Source organism: Sporosarcina sp. USHLN248 (genome assembly GCF_037144575.1).
In the GTDB taxonomy this organism is placed as follows: Bacteria; Bacillota; Bacilli; order Bacillales_A; family Planococcaceae; genus Sporosarcina; species Sporosarcina contaminans.
The window spans coordinates 15,183-28,996 of sequence record NZ_JBBCZC010000013.1 but is presented as its reverse complement, the minus strand read 5'-3'; the positions used below and the strand labels follow the sequence as shown (position 1 = coordinate 28,996).

12 protein-coding genes are annotated in these 13,814 nt (G+C 39.1%); 11 read left to right on the top strand and 1 reads right to left on the bottom strand.

What is annotated here, in order from left to right; translation table 11 throughout:
- Window positions 1–5: 5 nt before the first annotated feature.
- A complete protein-coding gene (locus tag WFH04_RS07125; RefSeq protein WP_336823374.1) occupies window positions 6–743 on the top strand; it encodes a GTP pyrophosphokinase in 738 nt (245 codons plus the stop codon).
- 151 nt (window positions 744–894) lie between these two features.
- Here the strand turns inward: WFH04_RS07125 and WFH04_RS07120 are convergent, their stop codons facing one another.
- Window positions 895–1,350 (bottom strand): YkyB family protein, encoded by a 456-nt coding sequence (locus tag WFH04_RS07120; protein ID WP_336823373.1) that lies wholly within the window; start codon window positions 1,348–1,350, stop codon window positions 895–897.
- Window positions 1,351–1,612: 262 nt separating this feature from the next.
- Here WFH04_RS07120 and WFH04_RS07115 point away from each other — a divergent pair, with 262 nt between their 5' ends.
- The 10 genes from WFH04_RS07115 (at window position 1,613) to WFH04_RS07070 (ending at window position 13,764) form a co-directional block, all read left to right on the top strand.
- Window positions 1,613–3,322, top strand: coding sequence for an EAL domain-containing protein (locus WFH04_RS07115; protein WP_336823372.1), 1,710 nt, complete (start codon window positions 1,613–1,615; stop codon window positions 3,320–3,322).
- A gap of 199 nt (window positions 3,323–3,521) precedes the next feature.
- Window positions 3,522–4,280 (top strand): 2,4-dienoyl-CoA reductase, encoded by a 759-nt coding sequence (fadH, locus tag WFH04_RS07110; RefSeq protein ID WP_336823371.1) that lies wholly within the window; start codon window positions 3,522–3,524, stop codon window positions 4,278–4,280.
- A gap of 62 nt (window positions 4,281–4,342) precedes the next feature.
- A complete protein-coding gene (locus WFH04_RS07105) occupies window positions 4,343–4,585 on the top strand; it encodes a hypothetical protein (RefSeq protein ID WP_336823370.1) in 243 nt (80 codons plus the stop codon).
- Window positions 4,586–4,970: 385 nt separating this feature from the next.
- A complete protein-coding gene (gene cbpB, locus WFH04_RS07100) occupies window positions 4,971–5,411 on the top strand; it encodes a cyclic-di-AMP-binding protein CbpB (protein WP_336823369.1) in 441 nt (146 codons plus the stop codon).
- 133 nt (window positions 5,412–5,544) lie between these two features.
- The gene (locus WFH04_RS07095) at window positions 5,545–7,020 is read left to right on the top strand and encodes an MDR family MFS transporter (RefSeq protein WP_336823368.1); all 1,476 of its coding nucleotides are present in this window, start codon (window positions 5,545–5,547) and stop codon (window positions 7,018–7,020) included.
- Complete coding sequence (gene ccpC / locus WFH04_RS07090; protein WP_336823367.1) at window positions 7,007–7,903, top strand: transcriptional regulator CcpC; 897 nt, start codon at window positions 7,007–7,009, stop codon at window positions 7,901–7,903. The genes WFH04_RS07095 and ccpC overlap by 14 nt, the downstream gene beginning before the upstream one ends.
- Before the next feature lie 214 nt (window positions 7,904–8,117).
- A complete protein-coding gene (locus tag WFH04_RS07085; RefSeq protein ID WP_336823366.1) occupies window positions 8,118–10,529 on the top strand; it encodes a hypothetical protein in 2,412 nt (803 codons plus the stop codon).
- The gene (locus tag WFH04_RS07080) at window positions 10,526–11,455 is read left to right on the top strand and encodes an ABC transporter ATP-binding protein (RefSeq protein ID WP_336823365.1); all 930 of its coding nucleotides are present in this window, start codon (window positions 10,526–10,528) and stop codon (window positions 11,453–11,455) included. Before WFH04_RS07085 ends, WFH04_RS07080 begins: the two co-directional genes overlap by 4 nt.
- Window positions 11,452–12,303, top strand: coding sequence for an ABC transporter permease (locus WFH04_RS07075; protein ID WP_336823426.1), 852 nt, complete (start codon window positions 11,452–11,454; stop codon window positions 12,301–12,303). Before WFH04_RS07080 ends, WFH04_RS07075 begins: the two co-directional genes overlap by 4 nt.
- Before the next feature lie 15 nt (window positions 12,304–12,318).
- Complete coding sequence (locus WFH04_RS07070) at window positions 12,319–13,764, top strand: hypothetical protein (protein WP_336823364.1); 1,446 nt, start codon at window positions 12,319–12,321, stop codon at window positions 13,762–13,764.
- Window positions 13,765–13,814: the final 50 nt, after the last annotated feature.

Genomic DNA, 13,814 nt, shown 5'->3' with positions numbered 1-13,814 from the left:
CAATCATGAAACTACCTGAAACGATTAATAAAGAAGCATTGGATGAATTGCGCATCAAAATAACACGTTTTGGCATGGCGTATAAATTTGCATTGGATGAAATTAGTACGAAGGTAAATATTTTAAAAGAAGAGTTCCGCCTTGTGCATGATTACAATCCAATTGAGCATGTAAACACACGTGTAAAATCTGCGGAAAGTCTAATGAATAAAGTTCAAAGAAAAAACTTGCCGTTATCGTTAGAAGTAATTCAAGAAAGCATTAAAGATATTGCAGGGATTCGAATTATCTGTTCTTTTGCATCAGATATTTATCGAATTAGCGAAATGATCCAAGCGCAATCTGATATTGAAGTAATTGAAGTGAAGGACTATATCCAAAACCCAAAACCTAATGGCTATCAAAGTCTACATATTGTTATGAAGATTCCTGTTTTCATGTCAGACCGCACGGTAAAAGTTTATGTAGAAATGCAAATTCGAACGATTGCAATGGACTTTTGGGCGAGCTTAGAGCATAAAATTTATTATAAGTACGATAAACAAGTTCCTGAACATTTAACAAGCCAATTAAAAGAAGCTGCAAATACTGTAGCTGACCTTGATCGGAAAATGGAGTATTTGAATAATGAGATTAATATTTTGAAGGAAAACGAACAAACAGATCGTATTGAAGATCTGATGTTTAATCCAAGAGAAATGCTGCTACAGATGTTGAAGGGCGTAGAAAAAATTAATAATTAAGTCGGTCAGAAGATTGATGATCAGAATCCATTTTGAATATTTTTCAAAATGGATTCTTTTTGTCAAAAAAATAGTGAGGCGATGTTTTTCCTTAGGCACTTAGGAGAGGAAGCTTTTGAGAAGGAGACGAAATTCGTATTGTTTATACACCTTATCGACCATCTAAATAGGACGAACGGAAAGATTGTGGTTGTTTTTGCTGTTTCCGTTTCACTGTAGCGGTTTTAATAGATTTTTTGATAGGTGGGTGGATGCCTAAGAAATTTTCGACTATTGTTTTAGCGGCTTGCAACCCCATCCGTTCTTGGGGGTTTCTGTATGACTGATTTTGATCACCTAAATGGGGGAGAGATGTAAAATCTTCTTTTTCAGGTAATGTGTGAAATAGAAAGTCACTGCATTGCACTAAAACGGTTGAGCTTTGCCGACTGAATTTTGGCTGTTCAATATAATGCAATCCAATTTTGGTGGCATTGCCTGTCTTAATTAATTTTTGGATCGCCATATTTTTTAACATGTAAAGCTGTTTATTGTCAGGGGCGGTTTTTGCATGTCGGTTGATTGTGTAAATGGCAATAGCAATTTTTCGAACTTCTTCCTCTTTCATACGGCAACCTCCTTTATTATATAATCAAAAAGGCCATTCACTCGGGAACTAATTCCATTATAAGTTAATCATAAACATAAATTGCATTTTTGCAATGTGGACGGATAGATATACGGATAAATATTGGTGAAACTACTATATTTTTGTCGAAAATACAGGTATACTGAAAAATAATAGCGATGGCAAAATCATTACCTTTCTGAAAATTTAAATAATCTGTTTTGCATAAATAGTGGAGTACGTAAAATACGTGGAGGCATTCATGAAAAACATACAATCGAACACGGAAATGATAATGGCCGAGCGGGCAAAAAGAATTGAAATCGAACAAAAATATATGTCAGTCATCGAACATAATTTAGATCCAATCTTTACAATTCAAAAGGATTTTAAAATTATATATGCAAATAATGCCGTTCATACGACATTTGGATATCGTCAGAAAGAATTGACTGGCAGATCAATCTTTAACTTTATTGAAGATGATAAGAATAAAGATTTCGAGATGTACTTGCGCATGGCGTTTTTAGGTGAGGCAATTGAGCTGGAAGGCATTTCTTTTTTTCATAAAAAAGGTCAATACTTACCTTCCTATATGAAAACAATTCCGGTGGCAATTATGGGAGAAGTGCAAGAAGTCCATTTGATTTTACGTGATACATCCGTCCAATCAAAAAACAACGAGCGGTTGCTGTTTTTGTCCTTTCATGATCAATTGACAGGCCTATGGAATAGGCGTGCTTTGAAAGAACATTTTGACGGTGACACGAAGTATCCACTTTGCAAAGATGAAAACATTTCTTTCGTCCATTTGGATTTGGATCGGTTTAAGACGATTAATGATTCTTTAGGCCGGAATGGTGCGGATGAAATTTTAAAAAAAGTAGCAGAGCGTATTAAGACGGTTTGTCCTAAGAATGGAAGTATTTATCGAACAGGCGGCGATGAATTTATCGTTTGTCTTCGAAATTATTCCATTGAACAAACGGAGAAATTTGTTCAAAAAATTTTAAGTGATTTTAGTAAACCCTTTTATTTTGAGCATCAAGAGTATTTTATTTCATCCTCTATCGGCATTGCTGTTTTTCCAGATGATGGAACAGGGTTGGAAGAATTACTACAAAAATCGGAGCAAGCAGTTCAATATGTGAAGGAGCGTGGACGCGCCCATTACCGATTTTTTCAGGAGGAAATGAACTCTTCGTTTTCAGATGTAGCACTAATGGAAGCGCATTTGAGAAGGGCTATTGAGTTTGATGAATTTGAAATCCATTATCAGCCACAAGTGAATTTGAAGACAGGGCAAATTGATAGTTTTGAGGCCTTGCTAAGATGGAATAACCGAAAATTCGGTTTTGTTTCCCCGGCTCAATTTATTCCGATGGCGGAGGAGTCAGGTTTTATCCATTCGATGGGAGATTGGGTAATGGACCAAGTATGCAAACAGCTGAAAGAGTGGCAAGGGAAGAATTTTCGTCCAGTCCGAATAGCAGTCAATATTTCTCCGAAGCAATTTCGGGAGGGATCTTTTGCTCAAAAAGTAAATTTTTTAATTGAAAAGTATGGCATTCATCCTTCGTCGTTTGAAGTCGAAATTACGGAAAGTGCTTTGATGCATATGGGAGATACGCTATCGACTTTAGAAAGCTTAAAAGAGACAGGTGTGACAATTTCAGTAGATGATTTTGGGACAGGCTATTCTTCTTTAAGCTACTTAAAACAATATCCGATCGATATAATTAAAATTGATCGATCCTTCATTAAAGATATTGAAATGGACCAAAAGAACGAAGCGATTGCAAAAACAATCATTAATTTAGCTCATAATCTTGGTATGGAAGTTATCGCAGAAGGTGTAGAGAGAGAGCTACAGGTGAAAATTCTATTGGAAGCGAATTGTCATAAGGCACAAGGCTTCTTATTTAGCAAAGCGATCCCTGCAACAGAAGTTGTAAAAAAATATTTAGTATAATCGATAACTGCCCTGTGCTAAATAAAGGGCGGTTTTTTTTACGGTAAATATGAATTGCGTGATGGTGCAGATTGCTAAGACACTGCCCAAATGCTTTGAGCAGTTATGTAGAAAGAAAATTGAATGGATTTACAAGATTGAAAGTTTCGGATATGATTGTGAGTGAGTATTCATTCAGTTTGAAGTGGGGGGATGTATATTGTTTAACGAAAAAGTGATCATCGTTACAGGCGGTTCAAGCGGTATGGGGAAGCATATGGCGAAGAAATTTGCAGATGAAGGTGCGCATGTCATTATAACAGGGCGTGATGAAAAGCGTTTGCACGCCGCTCAGGAAGAAATCGGTGGAAGTTGTTTCACGTATCAGATGGATGTGCGAAATATCGAGCAAGTGCAAGGAATGGTTGAGTTTGCCGATGAAAAGTTCGGTAAGATCGATGGGCTTATCAACAACGCTGCTGGTAATTTCTTAGTGCATGCTGAAGAATTATCTCCGAACGGGTGGAAGGCTGTAATTGATATTGTGTTAAATGGTACTTTTTATTGCTCGAGTGCTGTCGGTAACTACTGGATAAAAAATAATCAACAAGGCTCCATTTTAAATATGCTTGCAACGTATGCGTGGGATGCAGGTCCGGGAGTTGTTCATTCGGCGGCTGCAAAAGCTGGCGTTATGTCGCTTACTCGTACATTGGCAGTTGAATGGGGTCGAAAATACGGCTTTAGGGTGAATGGGATTGCACCTGGACCTATTGAAAGGACAGGCGGCGCTGAACGGCTATTCCAATCCGAAGAGGCTGTGCAAAGGACAATCGATTCCGTGCCGTTAGGACGTGTCGGAAAGCCTGAGGAAATTGCTGAATTATCAGCATTCATCATGTCGGACAAAGCTTCTTATATGAACGGTGAAATTGTAACATTGGATGGTGGGCAATGGCTAAACCAATATCCTTTCTAAAAGAGTAGAATGAGAAAAATTGCATATCCTACCTGTGACAAACAGGAAGGAGGATGCTCGTTATGTTCATGTGGGATATTTGGCCTGTTCCCATTGGAATCGTTATTATAGTCATCGGAGCGGTGTGCTTTTTCTCCGTGCGAAGCTATAATAGGATGAAAGTTGTGCTTAATGAACGGGATCAAAACGTGCCTGACAACGTTGAAAATCATCCATTTACTATGAACCCGATACTTTGGGTGATCGGCATTGCAGCTCTATTCATTTTATTTGTCATCTTTTACTACTGGGCCTCTTCTTTATGAAGAGGTTCTTTTTGTTCTGGTATTCTTTTGACGACTGCCTATTCTCAAAACATTTACAATTTGCGTATTAAGAAGGAATGTAAGCCTATGCTTGCAGTTATAACGCTAAGATTTTTAATTGTATAATTAACATTGAGGTGTTCCCTTATTGGCGGAGTATTTTTCATTATTATTATTTGTAAAACAGTGCGTTTTATCCTAAAGAATTAGGTGTTAGAAAAAAAGTGTGAAATGAAGAATTAGGGGAAATTACAATATATAAAAGAACTATTTTTCCGTTTTCAATTTGTAGCTTTTGAAAACGGTGCACCCATTGCTTTCCATTATGGTATGATGAAGATGTAGATATTTTATGACAGCCTAGTGCACAGAAGGAGCGGATTTTATGATTTCTGTAAATGACAGGGATTTTCTTTACATGCCAATTGCCGACTATATTATACCAGCTGAGAAAGTAGCACATGTGCAAATTGGTAATAATGCGGAACACGCCCTTCTTGTCCTTACCAAAACAGGTTATTCTGCTATACCGGTTTTAGATGCAAAAAATCATTTAAAAGGGTTACTTGGTATAGGCATGATAACGGATTCCATTTTAGGACTTGAACGAATTGAATATGAACGTCTTGAAGATTTAAAAGTTGATCAAATTATGCAGACTGATCTGCCGCAAATCCGGACAACGGACAAATTTCAGAAAGGTTTAGATCTACTAATCAATCATACTTTCTTATGTGTAACAGAAGAAGATGGGACATTTGCGGGTATACTAACAAGAAGAGTTATGCTAAAACAATTTAAAAAATACATTTATACAAGTCGATAATTCCAAAAGGGGATTGTCGGGATTTTTGATGCGACCGAATCGAATTCATTAGGTAGCAATCAATATACCTGAAGGGGCTCCTCGTAAAACAGGATCCCCTTTTATTATTTTTACATAGAAGGGGTTGCGACATATGACGACGAAACGCCCATTGGTTTTAGTATCCGTCATGTTGGCTATGTTTGTAGGAGCTGTGGAGGCAACGATCGTTTCAACGGCCATGCCATCCATAGCAGCGGAGCTTGGGGGATTCTCAAGATATAGTTGGATTTTTTCTGCTTATTTATTGATGAGTACTGTAACTGTACTTATTTATGGAAAATTGGCAGATATTTTCGGGAGAAAACCGATTTTCTTTATTGGGTTAACGATTTTTTTAATTGGTTCATTACTATGTGGATTCGCTACAACGATGGAACAACTTATTATCTATCGGCTAGTGCAAGGATTGGGAGCAGGTGCAGTTATGCCAATTGCGACTACGATTGTTGGAGATATTTATTCCACTGAAGAACGGGCAAAAATACAAGGGTACTTATCGAGCGTATGGGGGATTTCGGCAGTTTCAGGTCCTGTTATCGGGGGCTTGATCGTCCAATATATGGATTGGAAATATGTATTCTGGGTAAATATTCCATTGGGTTTACTTGCCATGGCAGGCATCTACTTGTTTTTACAGGAGCCTAAAATGGAAAGGAAAGTATCGATTGATTATGCAGGAGCTATATTGTTGACGCTTGCCCTATCCTCAATCCTATTTTGGTTAGTGGAGGGTGGACAATCTTTCGGAAGGTTGTCGGCAATCAGTTATTTGTTAATCATAGTTAGTGCAATTTTATTTATAGCATTTATATTCGTAGAACGGAAAACTGAAGAACCGATGATGCCTTTTGCAATATGGAAAAATCCTGTTATTCTCTACGCCAATTTAGTGTCATTAACAACTGGGGTCATTTTAATAGGCGTCTCATCTTATTTGCCGACTTTTGTTACAGGTGTCATGGAAGAGCGGGCGATTATTGCAGGCTTTACTTTGACTGCTATGTCTATCGGTTGGCCGATTGCATCTTCTGTTGCGGGGCATTTGCTTATCCGTTACGGAACATTTAAAGTGTCGTTTGCCGGGGGCATTTCACTCGTCATAGGATCTTTAATGTTCGTATGGATGACAGGTGATTCGGGTCCACTTTGGGCTGCCGTTTCAAGCTTTTTTGTCGGGATCGGAATGGGATTGACGAGCACTTCCTTCATCGTAACGATTCAAGGGGCTGTTGGAAGGGAGCAGCGCGGTGCTGCAACGGCTGCTAATATGTTTATGAGGAATTTTGGAAATACTGTAGGAGCTGCAATTTTCGGTGCAGTGCTCAATGCAACTTTATTAATGTCCTACAGTAAAGAAGGCATTGAGGCACAAGTCGATGACATTAATTTACTTTTGACGGAAGAGTCGAGAAATATGCTCTCCTTGGAAAGAATGCGTTCTTTGCAATATGCGCTTGATCATTCATTGCAATGGGTGTATATAGCGGTTGCCATGTTTGCGGTTATTAGTTTTCTGCTCATTTTAAAAATCCCACGTGGAAAGGTGATTCAGCATGACAACGACTGAGCTTGAAATTATTAAAGCTTTACATGAAGAAGGGAATATGCGCAAAGCGGCAGAAAGGCTATTTTTGTCGCAACCGGCATTGTCTCAGCGGCTCCAGACAATTGAAAAAGAATGGGGTACATTATTGTTCATCCGTTCTCAAAAGGGATTGGAACCGACGCCAGCAGGTGAGTTGGTCATTGCATATGCAAAAGAGACGATTGCTAAGAAAGAAGAAACTGCGGAAATGATTGCTTCGTTGGCAGACAAAGTGCACGGAACATTAAAAATCGCTTGCGCGTCAATTGTCGGACAAACATGGCTTCCGCAAGTATTGAAAGAGTTTGTACAATTGTATCCAGACGCTAAAATATCGTTAATGACTGGATGGAGCTCTGAAATTGTAAAAGCGCTGTACGAAGGAGAAGCGCATGTTGGTATCGTCCGGGGACAAGTCGATTGGAAGAGCAGAAAAAGCTATTTGTTTAGAGATCGTCTCTATTTAGTAGACAAGGAAATTACAATGATTGATGAGTTGAAGAATGCGACGCGTCCATTTATACAGTTTAAAAGTGATTCGAATTATTATATGGAAATACAACGGTGGTGGCAACGTCATTTTTCGCAAAACCCGGGAAGACAAATTACCGTAGATCAGATTGAAACATGCAAACAGCTTGCGATTAACGGTATTGGCTACGCAATATTACCATCCATTACATTAGCAGGTGACGAGAAGGTAAATAAAATTCCATTGTTGAACAGCGAGGAAGAATTCGAGCTGACGAGGGATACGTGGCTCATCGGTTATGATTCAACATTTGCTCTTAAACAAGTGAGCGCTTTTACTGAAATTGTGCAAAAACATGCAGAAAAGCTGAGAAATGAAACATTTATTAAGTAATTGGGGGAACCTTCCGTATTATGCAACGTACTAACTATATAAAGGAAATAGAATTTTAGAAATTTAAATAAGCAGAAGCACTCCACTTCTGCTTATTTAAATTCGCCTCCAGCAAAAATGGATGTTCAAAATTTGAACTAAGAAAGCACAATAAAATTTGATCAGATATTTGCTTGAGGCGAGATTGATATTTATTGACGGGGGGATCTGTTACATGCGGAAGAGAAGGTGGGATATACTCCTGATATTTTTCATCGTTTTCCTTAGTTTTCCGGCAGCTTATGTTAGTGCGGCGCCTGAACTAAAGGTAACGGTTAGTGCAGGAATTGACGGCAAGGTGAAATACGGTAGAGGTGCGCCTGTTTCGATTGTTATTGAAAATAATGGCAGTGCGTTTTCAGGAGACTTGATTGTTGATGTCCAACATTCTTATGAAAATGGAGTGGGTGAAGTTTTTCCGATTGATATTGGAGAAGGGGAATCGAAGACGATTTCTTTCGTAATACCGAAAATGTATGACTTCAATATGTACAATCCAAATAATAAATCCATTTATTTATACGAAGGTGGATGGAAAAATGGTAAGGAAATTGCCCATAAAGGGGCCCAGCAAATTAATGCGGCAATGTATCATGACGATACGAAGTTAATGGTTGCATTTACGGATAACATGGACCGCCTTACATCGTTCAAAGGCATACGTACGTCCACTACAAATAGCACCCAATTGATAAATGCTACTAAGATTTCAAAGTTTCCAGATGAATCGGTAGGATGGGAGACTAGTGATATTATTATTGTAGACGAATATCCGATTGCCGATTTAACGAAAGATGAGCAAGAAGCGATGTTGCAATACGTCCAGTCGGGCGGCATGATCCTATTTGGAGGCTCTGATCATATTGCAGCTGAAGCGGGCGTCTTTGCTGAATTTTTGCCGATAGAATTCAATGGCAAAACGAGTATTGAACCACAAGTATTCAACGAGTTTACTTCAACAGAAGGATTCGACCAGCAAATTACCATGAATGCAGGTACTTTGCGGCCTGATGCCAAGGCAATTTTCACTTCTGATGGGAATGTATTAGTTGCTTCTAAAGAGGTCGGAAGGGGATTGGTCATTCAAACGGCATTTTCTATTGGAGACGAACCATTATCAAAAGCAACAGGTGGCTCCGCTTTATGGATGAAACTTCTCGATGCAGCCAAACCATCTAATTCCCAAATGGGCGGCATGAATTATTATGACAATCCATTGGAGTCTTTGCGTTGGACGATGGGTAATTCAAATGAATTATTTCCAAGTTTCAAAGTGTCTGCGCCAGTAATCATTGGCATTATAATTGCTTACATTGTTCTCATTATTCCTGTACTTTATTTTATTCTGAAACGTAAGGATAAACGGGAGCATGCATGGTGGATCATACCTGCTATTGCGGTGTCGCTCTCCATCTTCATATTTGCATACGGCGCTCGGGAGCGTATCGGCAAAGCGCAAATTCAACAAACGGCTGTCATGGAAGCAGACCAATCTGGAAAGCTATCAGGCTATTTCGTTGAGTCAATTTTGACGAATAAGGCGGGAGATTTCGTGTTTGAAGCACCAAAGGAGACTGTATTGTCGATATCATCGCCAGTTTATTACAGTAGCTTTTTCGGCGTCAGCGCTATGGGCGGTACGCCGCATAAGCAAGCAATTTTAGAGAGAGATGCTACCGGGCAGAAAATGCATGTTCGTGATATTGGTTATTGGAATGTTTCCACTTTATATGGTCAATCTTCGGCTGAGGTTGATGGCAATTATAGTATTGATTTGACCGTTGCAAATAAGCAGCTAACTGGTACAATCACGAATAATTTCCCATTCTCCTTGAAAGATGTTGCAATTTGGTCGGGCAACAAACTTATTGCAGTGGGAGATTTAGGACCGGGGGAATCAAAAAATATTAATGAAACGTTAAAAACGTCCACATTGCTGCCGAAAAGGTCGATTTATTCAATGTACATGGGCCAACAGCCGGCAAACACGGACGATTTAAAAAAGATGAGAAAAGATAGCATCATTAGCTATACAGGTGAATTTATTAACAACCAAGGCTCATTGCCGGCCATAATCGGTTACACGGATACACAGTTAGTGCCCGTTAATTTGAGCAATGCAAAAGCTTCTATGGATGCAATGACGATGGTCATTCAGTCATTCAAGCCAACCGTCGAATTTTCTGGTGAATTTTCAGTTGATCCAGAGATGATGGAAATGACGATGATTTCAGATGTAAATAAACACGAAGCTTATTATTCGGGATACCAAAACAATATGTATTATTTTGATGAGCAAGTGTATGTCCAAACGTGGAAGCTTCCTGAAGAAATGAGGGCAAAGAAATTCAAGTGGAAGTCATTGGAAATAAGCGGCATACAAAATAGTATGTATTCTGTAAGTGTATGGAACGAACAAACAGAAGAGTTTGAAAAACTTGATGAGGGAAAAAGAGTCACTTTGGATTCTGTAGGCCAGTACTTATCTAAAGAAGGCGAAGTTAAGTTGCGACTTGATTTTGTAAACCAAAATGGCACTGAAGCATTAGCGCCACAAGTAAGGTTGAATGGCGAGGTGACACCATGATTGAGATTAAAGGGCTTACAAAAAAGTATGGTAGCTTTACTGCATTGGATCATTTAGATTTAACATTGAATGAAGGCACTGTGTTTGGTTTCGTTGGTGCCAACGGAGCTGGGAAGTCTACAACTTTCCTTATTCTTTCGACGTTGTTGCAAGCAACTTCAGGAGAAGTGCTAATTGATGGAATAAACGTTCGAGAACAGCCATCGGAAATTCGGAAGTTAATTGGATATATGCCAGACTTCTTTGGTGTGTACGATCAATTGAAAACGGATGAGTACCTTGATTTTTATGGGGCAAGTTACGGGATTCCTTTAGAAGAACGGAAAAAGCTTATTCCACAATTACTGGAATTAGTGAACTTATCCCATAAACGTTATGATTATGTTGACTTATTATCACGTGGAATGAAGCAGCGGCTATGTCTTGCAAGATGCTTAATCCATGATCCGAAAGTGCTCATATTGGACGAACCGGCTTCGGGACTTGATCCGAGAGCACGGATTGAAATGAGAGATATATTGCGTACATTAAAAGGAATGGGTAAGACAATATTAATTTCCTCGCATATTTTACCTGAATTGGCGGAGATGTGTGATGAAATTGGTGTCATTGATAATGGAAAATTAATCGCCCATGGATCTGTTTCAGAAATACAGAAAAAGCTTCAAGGAGAAAAAGTAATTACAGTTCGTATAGCAAGTCATTTAGATGAAGCTGTAGCGTTTTTTGAGGAACAGCCATTTGTATCTTCTATTGAGGAGCTTGAAGACGGAAACGGTCTAACATTCCAGTATAAAGGGACCGAAGAAGAGCAAATTGAGCTATTAAAGAGAGCGATTACGAAAGGTGTTCCGATACTTACTTTTATGGAGCATGTCACAAATTTAGAAGATGTATTCATGGAAATTACGAAAGGGGCCGACTGAATATGAATTTTAATAATCCAGTTCTATTTAAGGAATTGAAGCTAAGGTTCCGATCATTTAAAGCATTTAATGGGATTTTATTCTTTCTGTTGGCCATGTGCATCTTCGTTTTTGGCTATATTTTTTTAACAGTGAACATAAGAGGAACTTCGTATTTTAGGCCAAGTGAAAGTTTTGTACTGTTTGCATTTTTATCTTTCATCCAATTGGAACTTGTGCTTTTCACGGCTCCTGGATTAACGGCTGGAACGATTAGCTCTGAAAGAGAGAAGCAAACTTTGCCGATATTATTGACGACATCTCAAACCTCCTTTCAAATTATTGCAGGTAAACTGATGTCTTCCGTTGCTTTTTTGCTATTGCTCATCATCGCGGGAATGCCGATTTATAGTTTAGTCTTTTTATTCGGCGGCATTTCACCGTCCGATTTTGTAAAAGTGTTCGTATTTCTTTTTGTTACACTGTTGGCAGTAGGGAGCATAGGCGTTATGTTCTCGACATTAGTTAGAAAGACAATTGTGTCAATGATTGTTACTTATGGGACGATGTTATTTTTAACTGCTGTAACAGGTTTTCTATTCATTATCGTCATGCAGATGAAGATGATGAACCAAGTGAGCGGTTCGATTATCGAACCTTCTTATATCGGGTATTTCTTAGCATCTATTAACCCTGTTGTACTGTTTGCGTCATTTTTGTCTCCCGGAATATTAGAAGGAGTACAGGAAGCGACGAAAATAACTTTCCCGCTTTGGGGAGGATATTTAATTTTTTATAGTTTCATCACTGTGCTCTCTTTATTTATTGCTGTGAAAAAGTTGAGGGTGAACACAAAGAAATTGAAATAATATGGAGGTTATATAATGGATTTGTTAAAACGATACGTGCGTAAAGCGGTTGCTTCTCTTCGAATTGAAAAAACGATCTATGAATTGCAAACTGGCTTTTTCATTTCATGGCTGCTTTGCGCGCTTATCCTTCTATCCTCCAGGATGTTCGTATTTCCTTATTATGAAAGGATTGCGATACTATCGGCGATCGTTGCATTTATTGCTGCGGTGATCGTTGTCATAATAAGAAGGGCAACAGTACACGAGGCTGTTTGGAGATTGGACAGCTATTTACCAGATAATTTGCTAATCACTGCGTTGGATCAAGATGTACAAGAAACCCGGTTTGCAAAGTTGATCATACAAGAAGCCGCTATGACAATCGATTCTGCATTTGGTCAATTCAAGAAGCGTAAAAAAAAGCTTATCAATTGGCCAATTGCAGGGGGCTCGCTCATTTTGATAGCAGCAGCAAGCATCCTTTTTGCATTTCCTTCAGAAGCTCAACAAGAAGCACAAACGATTGTAGAAGAAAATGCTATTATGGAGAAGTTGAAGAAGGAAATTAAAGAAATAGCCAAAAAGGAACAGCTTCCAGAAGTGAAAAAAGAGTTGGAAGAGCTATCTAGTAAAATTGAAGAAATGGATAGTTCTGAAGAAGCATTAAAAGAAGTCTTGAAAAAGCAGAAAGAAATGAAATTAAAAGAGCAAAGACTAGCGGAAAAGAAAGATGCTGCTGAACAGGGGAATGGGGATGCCGATGAATTGTCCGATGATGAAGCGGAAATGTTGGAGCAGTTGCGTCCAATTGTAGATCAACTTTCCCAGCAAGTCGGAACAGCACAAAGTGCCTTAAACAAAATTGGCAAAGCTCCTTCCCTTCCTTCTTTAGCAAATGCGGGTAATGGCTCTTCAAATAAGGCCACACAAAGCGGAAGTCAGCAAAACCAAGGTCAAGGCCAAGGTCTAAACCAAGGTCAAGGTCAAAACCAAGGTCAAGGCCAAGGTCAAAACCAAGGTCAAGGCCAAGGTCAAAACCAAGGTCAAGGCCAAAACCAAGGTCAAGGCCAAGGTCAAAACCAAGGCCAAGGCCAAAACCAAGGTCAAAACCAAGGTCAAAACCAAGGTCAAGGCCAAGGCCAAGGTCAAGGTCAAGGTCAAGGTCAGGGCCAAGGTTCAGGTTCAGGATCAGGATCGGGATCAGTCGCCGGGAAAGGTACAGGTGGAAGAGACTTGCTGTCCATCCCAGCGGATCGATTTGGTCAAATAAATGATCCTTCAGTAGTCGGGGGAAAAATCGGCGAGGGCGAGTTTGTAGAAGAGAATGAGCGAGAAGGATTAACCGAGAGAGGAACTTTGCGTCCGTATAAAGAAGTAGTAGGGCAGTATAAAGATGCCTATTTAACAGGTGCTGACAAAATGGAACTTTCACCCGACTTGCAACGGATATTGTCTGATTATTTTTCTTCTATTGAATAAATTTGACTTAATTCAGCTTATAGCAGTACGATGACAGGAATAAATAGCGA

Coding starts and splice junctions, on each gene's coding strand:
- WFH04_RS07125 (WP_336823374.1), top strand. CDS start 6: ATGAAACTACCTGAAACGATTAATAAAGAAGCATTGGATGAATTGCGC.
- WFH04_RS07120 (WP_336823373.1), bottom strand. CDS start 1,350: ATGAAAGAGGAAGAAGTTCGAAAAATTGCTATTGCCATTTACACAATC.
- WFH04_RS07115 (WP_336823372.1), top strand. CDS start 1,613: ATGAAAAACATACAATCGAACACGGAAATGATAATGGCCGAGCGGGCA.
- WFH04_RS07105 (WP_336823370.1), top strand. CDS start 4,343: ATGTTCATGTGGGATATTTGGCCTGTTCCCATTGGAATCGTTATTATA.
- cbpB (WP_336823369.1), top strand. CDS start 4,971: ATGATTTCTGTAAATGACAGGGATTTTCTTTACATGCCAATTGCCGAC.
- WFH04_RS07095 (WP_336823368.1), top strand. CDS start 5,545: ATGACGACGAAACGCCCATTGGTTTTAGTATCCGTCATGTTGGCTATG.
- ccpC (WP_336823367.1), top strand. CDS start 7,007: ATGACAACGACTGAGCTTGAAATTATTAAAGCTTTACATGAAGAAGGG.
- WFH04_RS07085 (WP_336823366.1), top strand. CDS start 8,118: ATGCGGAAGAGAAGGTGGGATATACTCCTGATATTTTTCATCGTTTTC.
- WFH04_RS07080 (WP_336823365.1), top strand. CDS start 10,526: ATGATTGAGATTAAAGGGCTTACAAAAAAGTATGGTAGCTTTACTGCA.
- WFH04_RS07070 (WP_336823364.1), top strand. CDS start 12,319: ATGGATTTGTTAAAACGATACGTGCGTAAAGCGGTTGCTTCTCTTCGA.